This is a genomic window from Clostridium malenominatum (genome assembly GCF_039521365.1).
In the GTDB taxonomy this organism is placed as follows: domain Bacteria; phylum Bacillota; class Clostridia; order Clostridiales; family Clostridiaceae; genus Clostridium_AW; species Clostridium_AW malenominatum.
In genome coordinates this window covers 796,333-815,368 of record NZ_BAAACF010000001.1, presented here as the reverse complement: position 1 = coordinate 815,368, position 19,036 = coordinate 796,333, and the positions used below count along the sequence as shown (strand labels likewise).

Sequence of the window (19,036 nt, the reverse complement as noted above, 5' to 3'; positions counted from 1 at the left end):
ATCTACATTAAGATTTTTAACTATGGCTTAATTAAAAGCATTAGGGAAATCTGCTCCCTTTCTTTCTTCTATGAAGAATTTCAATTGTGAAGCATACTTACCTTTAACTTCTTGAAGTTTCTTTTCAGCTTCTTCCTTAGAATTATAAATTCCTACTTCTACTAAAAAAGTACCCTTTAAATCCTTTAGCATTCTTTTTTCACTTTCTTCAAATAAAATTTCTTCTACTTGACCAATTCCTTCTCCAAAGGGCTGAGATGTAGTTCTTACAGAATACATAATTTCTTCTTTAACCTTATCTTCTTTTATATCAACTTCTAAATAGGCAGGTTCTTTATATTCTTTTACTTCATATTTGATAGGTTTATTAAATACCACTGTAAATCTAACCATTGAATCATCCAGTGTCATAAGTCTATAAACATCAGATATATATTTACTTTCTTTTAATTTTTCAAAATATTCTTCAGCATTTAGTTTTCTTGCTCCACTTATTGTAAAGGTCATAGTATATGGATTGTTTTTATAGTCTACTTTATAGCTCGGTGCTGTGGTAGAACCTTCTCCATCTTGAGCAAAATTGATTATTATACTTTCGCTATTTTTATTGGCCTTAAGCCTTATAATGTTCACATCTGATCCATCTGTTATTTTTCCACCTTCTCCTTTTCCATCTTTAAATTGAAGCACCTTAACCAATTGTCCTACCCCTGGTATTTTTATTAAAGAGTTTGCAAATACTGGCATAGTGTTAACACTTATTGTGAAAACAATTGCCACTGCCGCTGCAATCCCCCCTCCTTTTATCCATCTTCTATTTACGTTTGCTTTTTCTTTATTCATTTTATTTCCTCCATTCTTTAAAGCATTATTAACCACTTCATCTAAATTATTAGGAATCTCTATTTCTTCATAAACTTTTTTTAAGTTATCTATTCTATTGCTCACCCAAATCCGCCTCCTTAAGATTTATTTTTAATTTCTCCAGTGCACGGTATAAATGGGTCTTAACTGTATTTATTGGTAAATCTAAAACTTGCGAAATTTCATTTAAAGTCATATCCTCAAAATACTTTAATATTATTACCGTTTTGTATTTTACGTCTAATTTTTGAAGTTCCCTTCTCAAATCCATTATTTCTTCTCTATTGGTAGAATCTATACCAATATCTTTAATATTACTCTCATCCACATAAACAATTTTTTTAGACTTTCTTAAATGATTGATAGCGCAATTTATTGTAATTCTAGTCAACCAAGTATTAAAATACTGAGGATTCTTTAAACTTTCTATAGAAGTTAGTGCCTTATAGATTACATCTTGAACTATATCTAAGGCATCATCCACATTATTCACATAGCTATAGGCTATTTTATATATGTGCTCTTTTCTACCCTGAATTAGCATATTAAAACTTTCTTTATCTCCATCGATGGTTTTATTAACAAGCTTCAACAGTTTCATCACTTCCTTATGATTTAATTATAGATCTATAAAATAAACCTGTATTGTTTTATTTCACTAATTAGACAAAACATATCCATAAATTGTTTCAAAAAATATTTTTAATTTTTTCTTTATGTTTTAATAACAGTTTTAGAGGGACGGTTAATGAATTTTATATGCTTTACTTATAAATTTTCATTAACCGTCCCCCTTTTTCTCCTTTTTCTCTCATTTTGACCCTATATTATTTTATGATATAATATAGCCTAGTAAACTTTAAGGAGGTTTTAAAAATAATTAATAACAAATACCTTAGCTTCCTGGAAGAAAAATGTAATTTAAAACTTACTGAGGAGCAAAGGGAAGTAGTTTTTCATACAAAAGGTCCCATAGCAGTTATAGCTGTGCCTGGTGCAGGTAAAACTGCTACATTAATAAGTAGAATAGGTAACTTAATAATAAATCATGGAGTTTCTCCAAATAGAATATTAGCCTTAAGCTTTAGTAGAGCCTCAGCAAAGGATATGAATGAACGATTCTGTAAGTTTTTCGGAAATGTTATTACTGAAAAACTTAACTTTTCAACTATCCATAGCTTTGCCTACAGAGTAATTTTAGATTATTCACGTTTCACAAATACTAACTACACTCTAATAGAAAGTACAAATTCTCCTATAACAAAATCTAAGCTTTTAAAGGATTTGTATTTGAAACATAATAAAGATTATATAAATGAAGATAAGTTAGAAGAATTATCAGGCTTTATAAGTTTTATAATAAATAAAATGCTACCTTCAAATAAGGTAAAGGATAATAAGGAATTACCTGTACCTAATGCATTGGAAATATATGAAGAATATGTTGGCATACTTCAAAATAATAACTATATAGATTTTGATTTAATGCTTTTAAAGTGCTACCAAATTTTAAGAGATAATAAACAAATATTAGACTACTACAAAAATAAGTATGATTACATTATGCTGGATGAAGCTCAAGACACTTCTGTGTTGCAGTTTGAAATACTTAGAATGATTCTAAATAAAGATAAAAACATATGTATTGTTGGAGATGATGATCAAAGTATATATAGCTGGCGTGGTGCTGAGGTTGAACAATTACTAAATTTCAAAACCTACTTTGGATCTGAGTCAAAAATATTATTTATGAGTAAAAACTTTAGAAGTACTCAAAATCTAGTAAAGGTAGCTAATGAATTTATTAAAGAAAATAAAAAAAGATTTAAAAAGAATCTTTATACTTCAAATGAAGAAGGTGTTCATATTCAATTTTTATATCCTGAAGATGAATTCAACCAAATTAATTATTTGATTAATAATATTAGAAATGATAAAAATCTCAGTGAGATTTCTTTATTATACAGAAACAATATATCTTCCGTTTTAATTGTAGATAGATTAATAAAGGAAGGCATTCCTTACTATGTAAAGGATAGTGTAAACACCTTTTTTAATAGCTGGGTAATTAAAGATATATTAAGCTTTTGCAATCTATCTATTAATTTAAAAGATATAAATGCTTTTGAAAAGATTTATTACAAAATGAATAGCTACATAAAAAGAGATGATGTTAAAAAGGTTCAAAGATTTAATGCTTTAAACAAAAATGTTTTTCAAACTTTAATCGCTGGCTGTGATAGTGAATATAACAAAATAAAACTATTAACCTTGAAGGAAAAATTTAATACACTTAAGACCTTGCCTCCCTATGATGGTATAGAGTTTATTTTAAAGGATCTTCAATATAGAACTTATTTAACTGAATATGCTAAGAAATTTGATTACAGTATGGATAATATAAATACTTTATTAAACACATTAAAATCCCTTTGCAGGGAATTAAATAGCATAAGCGAAATAGAAAATAATTTAAATTTTATTAAAGAAAACATGGAAACCTCTATTAAAAACAAATATAAAAATGCTATCACATTAACCACTTTCCATTCTGCAAAAGGTTTAGAGTTTGATACCTGTTACTGTATTGATATGTCAAATGATATTATACCAACTTGTGAAAGCATTATAAAAAAGAAGGATGGAGATTTTTCTTCATATAATGAAGAAGTTCGCCTTGCCTACGTTGGCATCACTAGGGCACGAAAAAATCTATATATATTAAGCCCTAAAAATAGAAACAATAAAGCTATATCCCCTTCTCAATTTGTACATAGGCTTTCAAAAATAGTTTCAAGTTTTACTCCTTCTAGCCATACTGAAAAAGTATATAATAACATAACTGACACCTTGGAGAAAGATTCAAGGGTAAGTCACAAATCCTTTGGCAATGGAAAAATAACATCAAAAACTGGTGATTTTATAACTGTGTTTTTTGACAATGGCTTAGAAAAAACTTTTTCTGCTAAAGTATGTATAGTTAACAATTTAATGAAAGTAATATAAGAAATGCTCAGTTATTATAACTGAGCATTTCTTATATTCTCTTCTCCCATAGAGATAAGTTTATGCTTAACTTTACAGGCTACCTCTTCATCAGTAAGTATGATTAACCTATCCCCTTCAAGTATTTTAGTTTCACCTTTTGGTATTATGTCACTATCTAATCTATTAATTCCTACGATTAAACACCCTTCAGGCCATAGCACTTCTTTAATTTGTTTATACTCTAGTTCTGATCCAATGGATATAGGTATCTCTATTATTACTTTCTTTCCTTTTTCACCAACCAAAGTGTTTTTGCCACTCTTTTGCAGCATTTTTTCTAACAAAGCATCATAAATTGGTTGTACTTCTAAAAAATCCACAACTAAGTAAGCTACAGCTACTACCACCATTAATTCTAAAAAGTTATTAAAAGAATTTGTCATTTCTAAAATTAATATACTTCCAGTTATGGGTGCTCTAGTTATAGCTGTAAAATAGGCTGCCATAGCTAGTACCATAAAATTAATAACATAATTTGAGGGCAAGGAAAAATACTCTGTTAATATAATTCCATAAGTTTTGCCTATTAAAGCTCCTATTACTAGCAAGGGCAAGAATATTCCTCCTGGTACTCCTGAACCAAAACATATTATTGTAAATAAAAACTTTACTACTATAAATATTATCAGCGTCATAACTAAAAATTCGTGTTCCCCTAGTTTTTCAACTAGTTCATGTCCCCCGCCTAACATTTCCGGCATGATAAGTCCCAATATTCCCGCCATAACAAATGGAATTATAGGTTTATATATATTTTTTATTTTATTCATGTTTTCATAAGTCTTTTGAACCTTTAATATAGAATAGTTAAAAAACCCTCCTAAGAAAGCAGCAATTACTCCTAAAGGAATTAGAAATAAATATTTGTTTATAGGCAAAGGAGTTAAATTGTAAAACTTAAAGGTTGGCCCCAACCCAAAGAACTTAGAAGATACAAGGTTTGCCACTAAACTAGCACCCATAGTAGAGATTAAAATCAAAGGAGTGAAATTTTTGTGCAATTCTTCTAAAGCAAATACTACCCCAGCTAAAGGAGCATTAAAAGCCGCAGCTAATCCAGCACTAGCACCACTCGTAATTAAATACTTTTCCTCCATATGAGGCCTTTTAAGTATACGGCTAACCCCTAAAGCAACTTGAGATCCTAGCTGTATAGAGGGGCCTTCCCTTCCTAATGAAAGTCCCAGCCCTGGACCAATAGCTCCACCAAAAAATTTTCCTATGAGTTCCCTTAACCAATCCATCTTCAATTGTCTCATTAGTACCCCTTTTACTTGAGGTATACCGCTGCCTTTTATCATTGGAAGCTTTACTACGATTTTCCCTAGAATTATAGCTACTACAATTAATAGAGAAAACCATCCTAAGATGTAAATTGTAGAACTAGATTTTAGAAAAAGCAAAATTTCATTTCTTAATTCACTTATTTTATTTAGCAGTATTCTAAAAGCAACTATAACTATACCGCTTAACAAACCAACTAAAATACTTTCCATGGCTACTTTAAATTTAAAGTTCCAATAATGTTTTATTAACTCTTTCATTTTATCGCCTTCTAATCATAAAATTATAATATTAATATGCTTTTTCTATAAAAATTATAATTTTAATCAAATGATTTGTCAATAAAATGTATTTATTTGCTTTTTTTTACAAATATTTTATCACGAATTCAATAACTTTACTAAATGTACTACTGATACTAGGATATAAAATCTTAATCTGCCCTATTATTTTACTAGCATCAGTATAGTACGGATATAAAAACTGTCCACTACCTTTTTGTTTATATACAGCAACTATTCCTTTCGCTGCATCACCAATGGCCAAATTTGCTACTGCTAAACCTCCTATGGCAAAATGTTTAGCCATTGCTACTCCTCCTAAACTCAAATAATAGCTAATAGCAATTCCTCCTAAAGATATCAGCGGAGATACCCCAATAGCTCCTAAACCAATTAACATTCCTAAGCCGATTACCCCTAAAGATACAATACCAATAGGAAGTAAGCCCAAAGCAAACACTCCTATAGCTACGGGTCCTACAGCAATTATTCCTTTTGCCACTCCTCTACCGTTAATCACATGAACTAATGGAAATAAAAGGGGACGGTTAATTAATTATAAGCCCTCCAGAACTCTCCCTCAGTGTTTATAATGTACATTATTTTTGAATATGGTATCTTAAATGTTGGAAATCCTGCGGCATAAGGTGCTATTTCATAGGGCTCAAAATAAATATATAAATTTTCTTCGTCTGTATAGAAAGGTTGATTAGGTTTTATTCCCTTATACTGGTCTGGCCATACATATGAATATTCTGGGTTATTCTTAATTTCATCACCTATAATTTTACTTAATACTTCTACATAATTGCTTCCTTCTTTAAACAAATCCTTTAATTCGTAAAATCGTCCTGTAACTAAGTCGATATGTGGATAAGCCTTTGATGGCATACCATGGGCCGCTCCAAAGTAAAAAAGGTATCCTACTATTTCTAGAACTAGAAGGTTCTTTTTAAAGAACTCCACATTGAAATCCCCAAAATAAGTGTAATCTAGTTGTGCATTTTCATCTATGGGCTTTACTCCTGATAATTCTTTAAGCTTATCATTTGCATTTTTTTCTATATCCTTATTGTCCATGCCCATAACTTGTGGATAGTAAACTAAATAATCTTTGTTAGGTTTATATTTTTCTTCTAAAACTTTATATTGTTTATTAAGTGGAATGATTATATTTTGTCGCCAAATAACTTTGCCATCCTTGGTAAAATAAATAGTTCTATAGTCTACAATCCCTCTTATTAATCCATCCATAATCTCCAAAGTACCGCTACCCTTTACCATAGGAAGATTTCTAGCTATATTTCCGCTTTTATCTATGAAAAACGTATAGCTATTGTTACTAGCAGAAGCCACACCATTTTTATAGCTGGCAACGGTATTATAAATAAAGTTTGTAAAAAATTTTCCATAGACGCAAGCAATAGCATATATGGATCCTACAAAAGGTTCTTCTGGTCTAATGGCTTTTCCCACAGCATATCTATCCTCACCTAAATCATTTATGTCATTGTATTCAGGCTTTATTATATAGTCACCTCTTTTATCTATGAGACCATATTTATTAATATAATCTTCAGATACATTTACTATAGCCCTATCTCTATAAAAAGGTAATGCTAAAGAAAATCTAGGTTCTAATACTACCTTTCCACTTATGTCAATATATCCATACTTGCCTGCAATTTCATTTTGGAAAGGAAGTAATCCATCTCCTAAATTTCCTACAAAGGCATGATTATAAGTATTAATTACATTTCCATTTCTATCAACGAGAGCATATTGTCCCTCTTTTATTTTAACTATAGCCTTACCTTCTTTAAAATCCCTCGCTTCTTCATACTTAGCCCCTATGACTTCCTTCCCTTCTAAGTCCAAGTATCCATAAATATAATTACCACCTTCATTTGCATTGGCAAATACTGCCCTACCATCACTATAGCTTCCTATATAATTATAAGCTTTATTTGTTATTACCGTCCCTCTTTCATCAATTACCTTGAAGCCTTCCTTATCAATCACAACTGCACGGCCCTCTGAAAATTCACTTATAGAATCGTACTTAAATGGGACAACTTCTCTTCCTTGTTTATTAATAATTCCCCAATAATTGTTTTTACTTACAATGGCTAATTCGTTACTTTGAAAATCAAAAGCATTATCATATACAGGCTTTATTACAAATTCTCCCTTATTGTTTATATAACCCCACATTGTTCCTTTTAGAGTTTTTATTGGGGCTGAAAATAATCTTTGAGGTGCTACATTATCACCTTTTAATAATAATATATAATTATCTCCCCCATATTCATATCTAACAGATATTTCGTCAACACCATCAAAATCCAGATCTTCTATGTCTATATCCAATACTCGAGAACCTCTTGGTAAGTTATCTCTTACATAGCCTAACAAAAACCTTTTTTTATTCATTTTTTAATTCCTTTATAAATAATATTATATATATTATATTCACAAAATTATTAATTGGTGATATAATCCAATATGACAATATTTTCACATCGGAGGTAAAATTATATGAAAAGCCATAGGAAAAGGTCGAAAAATAATCTCAATAAAATCGGCATAAAATTAACAACAATATTGATGCTACTTTCCATAATTCCTCTCATAATATTAGGCTATTTTTCTTACACAAAAACTTATTCGGTACTTGAAAATAAATTTAAGATTACTTCGGAGCAAACTTTATTGGAAGTCAATAGAGGATTGAGTAATTATTTTGAGAGATTCGAAAGTCAATTAAACATGTTATCTCAAAACATTGATTTTACTAATATAGAAGAAAAACCTGACTCCGCTTCTTCTTTAGACCATTTACTAGAAAATGCCGGTAAGTCAAATGAGGATATTATCACTTCCGTATATTATGGAACTATCTCAAAAAAGTTTTTTGAATATCCTAAAACAGATTTAAATAGACAGTTTGATCCAACTACAAGGCCTTGGTATAATGATGCTATAAAAAACAGCGGAAAAATAACCTATTGCGACCCTTACAAAGATGTATTAACCGGTAAATTGGTAATAACTATATCCAAAACCGTTGAACTTAACGGAAAGCTTGTTGGGGTAATTTCTATGGATTTAGATGCTAGCAAGCTATCTAGTAAGCTTTCTCAAACAAAAATAGGTAAAGAAGGTTATGTTTATGTCTTTAATCTAAAAGGGGTCATGTTAGCTCATCCTAATACAGAACTTATTGGAACAGATGAAGCTACTAAGCAAAGTTACTGGGAAGATGTATACTATAAGATTGATGGTTATACAAAGTATAATTTTAATAATTCAAATAAAATAGGTGTATTTACTACAAATGAAAAAACATCATGGAAACTCATGGCTTCTCTAGATGAATCAGAATTTTTAAATGATAGTTTAACTCTTAGAAACACTACTTTATTTTTAGTATTAATATCTAGTATAATTTGTGCTGTTATTTCAATATTTATAAGCAAAAGCCTAACCAAAAACATCTATTCAATAAAAGGAGCTATTGAAAAAGCATCTGAAGGTGATTTAACTACCACTGTAAGCGTTACATCAAAGGATGAATTCTTAGATTTAGCTAATAGCTTTAATAATATGATGGTTAGTATTTCAAACTTAATAAGAAATACCGCAAAATCTTCACAGGAAGTATTAGAAACATCCTCAAACTTCGTTAAAGTATCAGAAGAAGTTTCTCATTCCATAAATGGTATGGCTGCTACTATGCAGGAAATTGCTAAGGGAACAGCGGAACAAGCAGCTAGTACTGAAGAGGGCTCTTTGGCTATAAATGAGTTTTCGGATAAAGTTAGTAATATAAATCAATATACTATGGATATGGATTCTATAGTATATAAGACAAATGATATTACTAATCAAGGTTTGATTATTGTAGAAAAACTAACTGAAAAATCTAAAGAAACTCTTACCTCATCTTTAGAAGTAGGTAAAATTGTTGAAGATGTTGACAAAAGCACTAAGGATATTACTAGTATTACAGAAACCATAACTCAAATAACCGAACAAACTAATCTTCTTGCTTTAAATGCAGCCATCGAAGCTGCAAGAGCTGGCGAGGCTGGTAGAGGTTTTTCTGTAGTAGCAGAGGAAATAAGGCATTTGGCTGAACAATCTAGAGATTCTGCTAAAGAAATTAAAGAAATTATAAATGAAATACAGCAAAAATCCCATGGAGCAGTGCTAGCTATAAATAAAGCAAATGAAGCTGTACAAGCTCAAGAAAGCTCTGTAAAAGCAACTGAAGAGATATTTAACGATATACTTTCATCAATGAAAATGATCATAGATAAAGTTTCTGGAATAAAAAACCTTACTACGGATTTAGATGAAAAAAAGATACACTTAACTCATCAAATGGAAAATATCTCTTCAATTTCTGAAGAAACTGCTGCAGGAACTGAAGAAGTTAGCGCTTCTACAGAAGAAGTGGCTGCAACCATGGAGCAATTCGTATCCTATGCCAATAATCTTAAAAAGCTTGCTTTAGCCTTAGAAGATGAATTAAATAAATTTAATATATAATACTATAAAAGTAAAAAGTAAAAAGGGACGGTTAATGAAAATTTGTTAGCATAGCTAAACAAAATCATTAACCGTCCCCTTTTATCACGTTTTATCAATTCTTCAATATTTAAAAAAAGTTACTACAAATTTTGTTCCTTTTCCTATCTTACTATGAGCTTCAATGCTACCATTATGGGATTCAACTATGGATTTTGCCAGTGCAAGACCAATGCCGATAGAATCGCTTTTTTTCGATGTCTTTCCTTTATAAAATCTCTTAAAAATATTAGGAAGATCCTCTTCCCCTATACCTTCACCATTGTCCTCTATAGTAATTCTTCTATAGACAGGGTTTTCATATAACTCAATATTTATTACTCCTCCCTGAGGACTATGTTCGATACTGTTTTTTATAATATTTATTAAAGCTTCTTCAATCCATAGCCTATCATGGATAAAGGCTATTTGATCTTTTTCAACCATATTAATTGTTAACCGTCCCCCTAAAACTTTATCTTCTAAGCCTTCTATGGAATCCTTTAAGGTATCATTTAGGCTTAGGTTTTCTTTATAAAACTCAATGGCTTTTGCATCTAGCTTAGCAAGTTTTAGTATGCTTTTAATGAGCCAGTCCATCCTACTAAGCTGATTTTGATTATTTATTAAAAATACTTCCCTTTTCTCCCTAGATAACTCCTTTTGTAACATTATGTCATTATAAACTATCATAGACGATAATGGAGTTTTTAATTGGTGAGATATGTCCGATAATAAATTTACTAAAAATTCTTTTTCCTCTTGTAACTGTTCTAAATTATTTCTAATTATCTCCCTCATAGAATTAAAAGAAGTAGCAAGTTTAGAAAAATCTCCTTCTTTATCTTCTTCTATAGATAAATTATACTCTCCTTCTACTACTCTCTTGGCAGCCATAGTTAAGCTTCTAATTCTCTTGTAAAAGAATGCGTGTTGAAACCAATTCATAATAAATAAAGTTAACACCATGATTACAAATATAAAAACAACAGAATAATTATTTATATATATGGTTCTATCTATGTATGGAAACAGATGATTATCTAATTCTCCACTTAAACCATAAGAATTTAAAATATCCATTCCTTTTATTATCTCTTCTTCTGAAGCTTCTCTTGTTATCAATGGAATAATCTCTTTTTCTAAACTTGGCTCTTTTTCTATTATTCTTACGGTAATTGCCCCTAAGCTTCTTATATAGTCCTCTTTTAATTGATTATGATGATGCTTAAATACAATAGAGGTTATAATTAAAAATGAACTCATCAAAAATACTAATACAAGGGAACTTTTCTTTAGCTCTGGGTTAATAAAATAATCTTTCATAAGCTTCTACTCCTTAGTAACATCCATATTCCATTTATATCCCATTCCTCTTTGAGTAACTATGAAATTAGGTTCTTTAGGATTATCTTCTATTTTTTCTCTTATTCTTTTTATATACACAGACAAGGTATTTTCATCAAAGAAAGGTTCTTCTCCTTCTAATAATTCAGTGAGTATATGGTCTCTTTTCATCAACACATTAGGATTATTCATAAATACCAATAATAACTTATATTCTTGTGATGTCAAAGTAATACTTTCTTCATCTTTCTTTATTGTGGCCGTTGAAGTATCTAGCAATATATTGCCACTACAAAGTTTATTTCCTGTTACAAGTTTTTTAGAATTTCTCCTTATTAACGCTTTTATTCTTGAAAGTAATTCTTTTACCCTAAAAGGTTTAGTTATATAATCATCTCCACCTATTTCAAGTCCTAAAACTATATTCGCTTCATCATCACGAGCAGTTAAAAAAATTATCGGCACATCACTATCTTTTCTTATAAATTTACATAATTCATAACCATTGCCATCTGGTAAATTTACATCTAGTAAAATTAAACTAAAATTTTCTTCTCTTAATATACTCTTTGTTTCTTCCACTGTAGCTGTTCTAGTCACTTCGTATCCTTCATCTTCTAAAGTAAATTCTATACCAAGAGCTAAAGACTCATCATCTTCAACCAATAATAATCTATTCAAGCTTTTCACCTCATTTAAATGTTCTTACTATTATTAATTATATCCTAACCCTTTCTTAGATAAAAGATAACCTTACATCTATTGTTTTGATGTAAGGTTATTTTACTTTTAATACTCTTCTCTTATGCCGTCAATTAAATTTTCTTTCTCAATTCTTCTAAGGGGAGCAAGTACTGAAACATATCCAATAATTATAGCCGCTGCTCCTGCAATAGCTATTGAATCCCAAGGGATTACCCATGCAGATTCCCTTAATCTGTTCATGCCGCTAAATGTTAAATAAGATAGCCCCGTCCCTATTACTGAACCATAAACCGTTCCTACTACACCGTACAAAAGCCCTTCTAAGGTTATCATTTTCTTCAATCCTTTTTGAGTTAATCCAACGGCCTTTAACATGCCAAACTCTTTTTTTCTAAGTATAATATTTGTAGTCAGTGTGTTTATAATATTAACGCTTCCAATTAAAGATACTACGATAACAAATCCATACAATAATATTTTAACCATCAATATTGCAGAATTGCCCTCTCTATTATTATCAATATGATTAATTATTCTTAATGAAGAATTTGATTTTATAACCCCTTCAATTTCTTCTTTTACCTTCTCTGAGTTTTTTTCATCTTTAATCATTATATTTAAATTTACAGGTTGTATTTCTTTTGCACCAACTAATTCTTTTGCTATTTCCTCTGTGGCAATAATTTTCAGTCCATTTTGACTTCCTCTAAAGAAAAATGGTTCATCTTTTAAAATTGCCATTACTTTAACCTTTTTTACTTCCCCTTTTCCAAATTCCACAGGATCTTTTGACGGATTTATATATTGAAGGGGGATTTCATCTTCAACTTTTATATCAGCAATAGGTCCATAAAAGTTATTTTTTGTTTGAGGGTTAAATACTATATTTTTCCCTATTAATATTACCCCTTTTTCTTTATTTAATTTTTCTACATCTATATTGCCACTTTTTATATATTTTTTACATACTTTGATGGCTTCTTTATCATATATAGCTATAGAAGAGCTCATAAGAGTTTTGTCCCCACCATCTATATTTATATTTCTATAAATATCCTCTGAACCTTCATATACTGGGAAGTTTTTGAATTCATCTATCTCTTTATTTTTGGCAATTACATTAAGGAAGCTGTAATTGTCGTAAACTTTATATACTTTATCTATGGAACTTAAAGATTTTATATCATTTATTATATTGTCATCAATAGCTTCATATTTGTTAATTCCGTCATCACTTATTATTACTGAAAAGTGGGTTTTCATAGATTCATTAAGATTATTTCCAATATTAAATGATAAATCCATGAAAGATTTAAATGTAATAAATAAAACCACACTTATTATTATTGAAAAAACTGTTACTCTATATCTTTTTCTATTTCTCTTTATGTTTTTTGATGCTAACGACCCTTCAAACCCAAACAAACTTCCCATAATTAAGCTTTTTCTTCTTTTTATTTTTTCTTTGGTTATTGAATTTCTACTGCTTATAGCTACTAAAGGTGAAAGCTTGCCAGCAAAATGAGCAGGTATAAAAGCGGACATATATATAGTTAATAATCCTATTAATCCACTTATGCCCAAAATCCTAGGTGATAGAGAAAGTTTAATTATTTGGAACGCATCCTTTGCAATAAGTTTGAAGGCTAAGTCAATACCACATATAGCTATAACTCCACATATTAGACCAATGGGTACACCTATAAGGGCTAAAACAGAGGCTTCTCTAAACACTAAGTTTCTAATTTGCTTTGGAGTTGTCCCTATTGCTCTTAGTAGTCCAAATTGCTTTATTCTTTCTACTACACTGATATAAAATGAGTTATATATTACAGCAATAGTTGCCACTACAACAATAGAGATTATTACTGCAACAGTTGTATAAAGTCCTCCTAACGCTGAGTTGAATCCCCCAGCCCCCTGCATTTCTAGAAGTACGGTATTTGGAACAATGGTTTCAACAGGAGCTAACTCATTTAATTCTTTTAAAGCTTTCTTTAAGTTGGCCTTTGAGCTTATTTCTATTAGCATCATTGAATTCTTTTCATCAATATTATTGTCTTTTCTTAACAATACTCCATTTGTATCCATTTGGTTTTTTATAACATCATCAAGTATTCCAACAAGCTTATACTCTTTATCTGTAATTTTAAATTTATCCCCAATTTTAATATTTTTATCAATAGTCTCTAGTACCCATTTTTCAACTGCTACTTCATTATTGATCTCAGGTATTTTTCCTTCTTTAATTTTATAGGGTGATAGTTCAATTGCTGAATCCGTTGTTATAACTTCTTCAATCACTAATTCATTATTTATAGTAAATTTTTCCCCGATTTTGTACAGCCCACTTCTACCAACACTAGGGTTACTTTTTAGCTTTAAAGCTAAACTCTCGTCTACCTTTTTATATATTAAATGATAAGCTCCTCTAGAATTTTTGGCATCTTCTATTTGTAAGTCTTGCATACCCTTAATAAAAAGTCCTATGGAAGATATTAAAGCAACAGATAAAATTATTCCTATGACAGTCAATATATTTCTTTTCTTATTTGCCCTTAAATATTTGCCCGTGAGCTGATTATAATTTGTTATCATGCCTTCACCCCCTAGTTATTTCTCAACTTTTTATCAGAAGTTATTTCCCCATCTTCTATGGTAATTATTCTATCTGCCATAGAAGCTAAATTGATATCATGAGTTATAAGTATTAACGTCTGATTGTACCTTTTAGCCGTAAACTTTAATAACTCAATAACTTCTTTCGAGTTTTTACTATCAAGATTTCCTGTTGGCTCGTCAGCAAGTATTATGGATGGTTTATTAAGCAAGGCCCTACCTATGGATACTCTTTGTTGCTGTCCTCCAGATAGCTCAGATGGAAGATGAGTTTTTCTATCCTTAAGTCCTAATATTTCTATAAGCTCCTCTAAATATTTTCTATCTATCTTATCTTTATCTAACAGCGCTGGAAGAGCAATATTTTCTTCTACATCTAAAATCGGTAATAGATTAAAAAACTGAAATATAAATCCTATTTTTCTTCTTCTAAATATAGCAAGTCTTTCTTCCTTATATTTATAAATACTCTCTCCATCCACAACGACTTCTCCGCTAGTAGGTCTATCTAAACCTCCTAATAAATGAAGAAGAGTACTTTTACCAGAACCTGATGCCCCTACTATAGCTACAAACTCACCTTTAGTCACAGATAAATTTATATTTTTCAAGGCCTCTACCTTATTTTCTCCCTTACCATAAACCTTGCTTAAATTTTCCACTTTTAGTATTTCCATTTATACCTCTCCCTTTGATCACTTTAATTATTTTCTCGTTAACATATTCTCATTATACTTTACCTCTTCTCCTTACTCCATGTCATATAGCTTACAAAGAAAAAGATTTATCTTACTAAGCTGTAAGGTTAAGGGACGGTTAATAACTTTTTAATAATTATTTAGCTTTAAGGGACAGTTAACAATAATTTGTTTTCAACTAAATTTTGACATAAAAAAAGCCCTGGAAACACCAGAGGCAATAGATTATTAAAATCTCCAATTCTCATATACAAAAGGTTCATTTTCTATATCTTCCAACTCCATATATTCTATCACCTCCAACTCCTCCTATCGTTCCTTATATTCTTCTTCGGTCAACTCAATATCCACTATTACTATTTCATCTTTATTATTATCATATATTATTGAATACTGAGCACCAGTATATGACTTTAAATCCATAGAACAATACCCCATAAAATTAATGTGATTGTCAAGTGCTCTTTGAAATTCTAAAGGACTTACTTTGTATTTAGCTATAAATTCTTGTTTATTCATAAAACCACCTCCTAGTACTTTACGTCTATACATAAGTGGTAATATCCTCTTCTTTTCTCTGTTTTTTGTATATTTACCAGGTACATGGTAATAATTACTAATAAAGTAATAGAAAGAGGTGATTTCAGTGCCTAGAGCTGCTAGAGTTAAACCTGAAAACGCTGTTTATCATATAATTATTAAAAGTATAAGTGAGGTATATCTATTTAATAATAATTGTGATAAAGACGACTATATTTCTATAATGAAACATTATCAAACTATTTATAAATTTAGAGTTTATGCATATTGTTTTATGAGTAATCACGCTCACTTTATAATAGATCCTAATGGAGCTGATATATCTAAAATTATGCATAGTATTAATTTTAAATTTGCTATGACTTTTAATAAAAAGTATAAACGTGAAGGTCCTCTTTTTAAAGATAGATTTAAAAGCAAGATAATTCATAGTGATAGATACTTACTTTTAGCTTCTGCATATATTCACAAAAACCCCATGGCAATTAATCAATATAAATCTTGTCCAGAAAAATATAAGTACTCAAGCCTATCAACTTACTTAGGCTTGAAAAAAGATCCTTTTAAAATCGTTGAAGAAGATTTTATTATGACTTTATTAAATGATAATGTAAAAAAATCTAGGAAGCAGTATTTGTTTTTGTTATTCGGCAATGATGAATTATTAGAAAAAGAACTTAAAATTGAAGATAACAAGACTGAATATAAAAGTGAAAAAACACTTCTTGTTAGAAACTTTAATCCTATGGATATTATTAATTTCATAGCTAGCAAACTTCAAATTAACAAAATAAAACTTCATATAAAAAACCACAGAGATTATACAAAAGCTAGAGCGTTGGCAGCTTTGCTGATGAGATCATTATGCGATTTTCGGTGTAAAGACATCTGTGAAATCTTAGGTAATATAACTCAATCTCGAGTATCTACCCTTTGTACCATGGGTGCGAATATTATTAAAGAGGATAATAAATTCAAAGATATTATATATGATTTTATATCTCTGCATAGCGCTTAAAAATCAATAAAAATATATAATTAAGTTGTACATCTTATACACCTTAGCTTTGCTATTCCTAATTTTATTAATTGGATTCATAAATTATATTTAATCATTTATTTTCTTTTTTAATGTTTTTTAGTACAAGCTATTTTGTTTATTTTATTAATAATGAATAAATGTTAAATACTAAATAATTATTAACTGTCCCTAAATAATATAATAAGCGTAAAATCCAACTATCAATACAGTCATTCCCATAAATAAAAGAAATGCTTTCCTATACTTCATCATTTTAATTCCTCCTTGATGTGAGTTTTATCTTAAAAATCTATCTTTAAATATTTTTTCTTAAATTTATCCTAATTATACTTTAATTTTAAGAATTGAATGTATATCTTCTAACTTACAAAGTTATTATTAATCTTACAATTTAGTAATACAAAAAAACATTAACCGTCCCTTAATCCCACTTAAGCCAAAATAGTAGCTTATAATTAAAGCTACTATTTTTTAATTAACCTTTTCTAAACTTTTATAAATAGATTCTTTAAAAATCACACCTATGGCAAATATCGATACTATAATTACTGTAGCCATTATCACAATGCCCTTGTTTCCTAATGCTATATTTTGCCCATAATAAGATGACATTATCAGTGCTGGCATCCTCCCAAGAGTTGAATAGAACATAAAATTTTTAAAATCTATTTTTGATAATCCACATATTAAAACCAAACCGTCTCTTGGGATACCTGGCAATAAATAAATTAGAAACACTATTAAAGTTAACTTTTTAGTACTTAGTATTTTCTGAAATTGCTCTCTAAAAGACTTAGGAATAAGTTTATTTACCAGGCTTTCTTTATACTTTTTAGTTAATAAAAATAATATAGAAACACCTATGTTAATTCCTATTAGGGATAACAAAATTCCTCTCCATGCTCCAAACACATATCCACCAGCTGCTTCTATTATTTCACCAGGTATCATAAAAATTATAACTTGAATTATGTGTAATAATACAAATACTATTTTCGCTAAAGGACCAAAAGAATCTAGAAATTCTTTAAATCTCTCCTTATCTTTTAGTAATTCCCAACCCCAACTGATTTCATTTTTAAATGTTAAGCATAATACTATTGAAATTGATATTACAGAAATACATATAATTAAGGTTTTATAATTTTTAAGAAAGTTTATAAATTTATTCATTAAATCCTCCTATGTTATTTATAATTTACCTACTATTCACAATAATATTATCCTATATTTCTTAATTTCTCCTTTTAGTAATTCTTAATTATTTATTAAGCAATTATTAAATAATTAAATAGTTGTTAACCGTCCCTTTAAAACTTTAAAAGCTGTTTGTTTATTTCACCTTTTCTAAGCGTTTAAAAATAAATTCTTTAAAAATAAGTCCTAAGGTAAACACTCCTACTATAATTATAGTCACTATCACTACAATTGATTTATTTCCTAAAGCCAGATTTTGTCCGTAATAAGATGACATAATTAGTGCAGGCATCCTTCCAAGAGTTGAATATATCATGAAATTTTTAAAATTTATTCTTGATAAACCACATACTAAAACCAAGCCGTCCTTTGGAATACCTGGTAATAAATAGACTAAAAATACTATTAAAGTTATCCTTTTAGAATTTAATATTTTTTCAACTCTCTCTCTAAAAGCCTGCGGGATAAGTTTATTTACCAGACTTTCTTTATACCTTTTCGTTAATAAAAATAATATGGAAACGCCTATATTAATTCCTATTATTGACAATAAGGTTCCCCTCCACGTGCCAAATACATATCCACCTGCAGTTTGTATTATTTCTCCAGGTATCATAAAAATTACAACCTGAATTATATGCAGTAAAATGAATACTATTTTCGCTAAAGGACCAAAAGAATCTAGAAATTTTTTAATTCTTTCTCCATCCTTTAATAAAGTTAACCCATAACTGATTTCATTTTTAAATATAAATGACAATATTATTGAAATCGATATTACTAAAATCCATATAATTAACCTTTTATAACTTTTTAAAAAACTTATACCTTTATCCATT

The 19,036-nt window shown here is 29.4% G+C and carries 15 protein-coding genes; 3 read left to right on the top strand and 12 right to left on the bottom strand.

The annotated features are described in order from the left end of the window. Positions 1-27: 27 nt before the first annotated feature. Positions 28-948 (bottom strand): DUF4179 domain-containing protein, encoded by a 921-nt coding sequence (locus tag ABDZ69_RS04055; protein ID WP_343766882.1) that lies wholly within the window; start codon positions 946-948, stop codon positions 28-30. After that, positions 938-1,465: a sigma-70 family RNA polymerase sigma factor gene (locus ABDZ69_RS04050; RefSeq protein WP_343769581.1), complete on the bottom strand. Its 528-nt coding sequence runs from the start codon at positions 1,463-1,465 to the stop codon at positions 938-940. The genes ABDZ69_RS04055 and ABDZ69_RS04050 overlap by 11 nt, the downstream gene beginning before the upstream one ends. A 275-nt stretch (positions 1,466-1,740) precedes the next feature. Between ABDZ69_RS04050 and ABDZ69_RS04045 the strand changes: the two genes are divergently transcribed. Next, positions 1,741-3,870: an ATP-dependent helicase gene (locus ABDZ69_RS04045; protein ID WP_343769579.1), complete on the top strand. Its 2,130-nt coding sequence runs from the start codon at positions 1,741-1,743 to the stop codon at positions 3,868-3,870. Between the two features lie 14 nt (positions 3,871-3,884). Here the strand turns inward: ABDZ69_RS04045 and ABDZ69_RS04040 are convergent, their stop codons facing one another. From ABDZ69_RS04040 to ABDZ69_RS04030, 3 genes are all read right to left on the bottom strand, one after another. After that, a complete protein-coding gene (locus ABDZ69_RS04040; protein ID WP_343766880.1) occupies positions 3,885-5,456 on the bottom strand; it encodes a ClC family H(+)/Cl(-) exchange transporter in 1,572 nt (523 codons plus the stop codon). Between the two features lie 106 nt (positions 5,457-5,562). Next, complete coding sequence (locus tag ABDZ69_RS04035; RefSeq protein WP_343766878.1) at positions 5,563-5,997, bottom strand: hypothetical protein; 435 nt, start codon at positions 5,995-5,997, stop codon at positions 5,563-5,565. Between the two features lie 32 nt (positions 5,998-6,029). Then, a complete protein-coding gene (locus ABDZ69_RS04030) occupies positions 6,030-7,910 on the bottom strand; it encodes a WG repeat-containing protein (RefSeq protein ID WP_343766875.1) in 1,881 nt (626 codons plus the stop codon). A gap of 105 nt (positions 7,911-8,015) precedes the next feature. Between ABDZ69_RS04030 and ABDZ69_RS04025 the strand changes: the two genes are divergently transcribed. Beyond that, positions 8,016-10,031 carry a methyl-accepting chemotaxis protein gene (locus ABDZ69_RS04025; RefSeq protein WP_343766873.1) on the top strand — a complete coding sequence of 672 codons (2,016 nt, stop codon included), beginning with the start codon at positions 8,016-8,018 and terminating at the stop codon, positions 10,029-10,031. Positions 10,032-10,133: 102 nt separating this feature from the next. Here ABDZ69_RS04025 and ABDZ69_RS04020 read toward each other — a convergent pair whose 3' ends face one another. From ABDZ69_RS04020 to ABDZ69_RS04000, 5 genes are all read right to left on the bottom strand, one after another. Then, positions 10,134-11,375 (bottom strand): HAMP domain-containing sensor histidine kinase, encoded by a 1,242-nt coding sequence (locus ABDZ69_RS04020; protein ID WP_343766870.1) that lies wholly within the window; start codon positions 11,373-11,375, stop codon positions 10,134-10,136. Positions 11,376-11,381: 6 nt separating this feature from the next. Then, complete coding sequence (locus tag ABDZ69_RS04015) at positions 11,382-12,077, bottom strand: response regulator transcription factor (RefSeq protein ID WP_343766869.1); 696 nt, start codon at positions 12,075-12,077, stop codon at positions 11,382-11,384. Between the two features lie 108 nt (positions 12,078-12,185). Further along, complete coding sequence (locus ABDZ69_RS04010; RefSeq protein WP_343766867.1) at positions 12,186-14,699, bottom strand: ABC transporter permease; 2,514 nt, start codon at positions 14,697-14,699, stop codon at positions 12,186-12,188. A gap of 11 nt (positions 14,700-14,710) precedes the next feature. Beyond that, positions 14,711-15,397 (bottom strand): ABC transporter ATP-binding protein, encoded by a 687-nt coding sequence (locus tag ABDZ69_RS04005; RefSeq protein ID WP_343766864.1) that lies wholly within the window; start codon positions 15,395-15,397, stop codon positions 14,711-14,713. Between the two features lie 330 nt (positions 15,398-15,727). Next, complete coding sequence (locus ABDZ69_RS04000) at positions 15,728-15,937, bottom strand: hypothetical protein (protein WP_343766862.1); 210 nt, start codon at positions 15,935-15,937, stop codon at positions 15,728-15,730. A 127-nt stretch (positions 15,938-16,064) separates the two neighbouring features. On the opposite strand from ABDZ69_RS04000, the gene ABDZ69_RS03995 reads away from it, so the two are divergent. Continuing rightward, the gene (locus ABDZ69_RS03995) at positions 16,065-16,976 is read left to right on the top strand and encodes a transposase (protein WP_343766860.1); all 912 of its coding nucleotides are present in this window, start codon (positions 16,065-16,067) and stop codon (positions 16,974-16,976) included. 495 nt (positions 16,977-17,471) lie between these two features. Here the strand turns inward: ABDZ69_RS03995 and ABDZ69_RS03990 are convergent, their stop codons facing one another. Both ABDZ69_RS03990 and ABDZ69_RS03985 read right to left on the bottom strand, forming a co-directional pair. Then, entirely contained in the window at positions 17,472-18,173 is a 702-nt protein-coding gene (locus ABDZ69_RS03990) for a TVP38/TMEM64 family protein (protein WP_343766857.1), read from the bottom strand. 160 nt (positions 18,174-18,333) lie between these two features. Further along, on the bottom strand, positions 18,334-19,035 hold the full coding sequence (locus tag ABDZ69_RS03985) for a TVP38/TMEM64 family protein (protein ID WP_343766854.1): 702 nt from the start codon (positions 19,033-19,035) through the stop codon (positions 18,334-18,336). Position 19,036 lies beyond the last annotated feature (1 nt).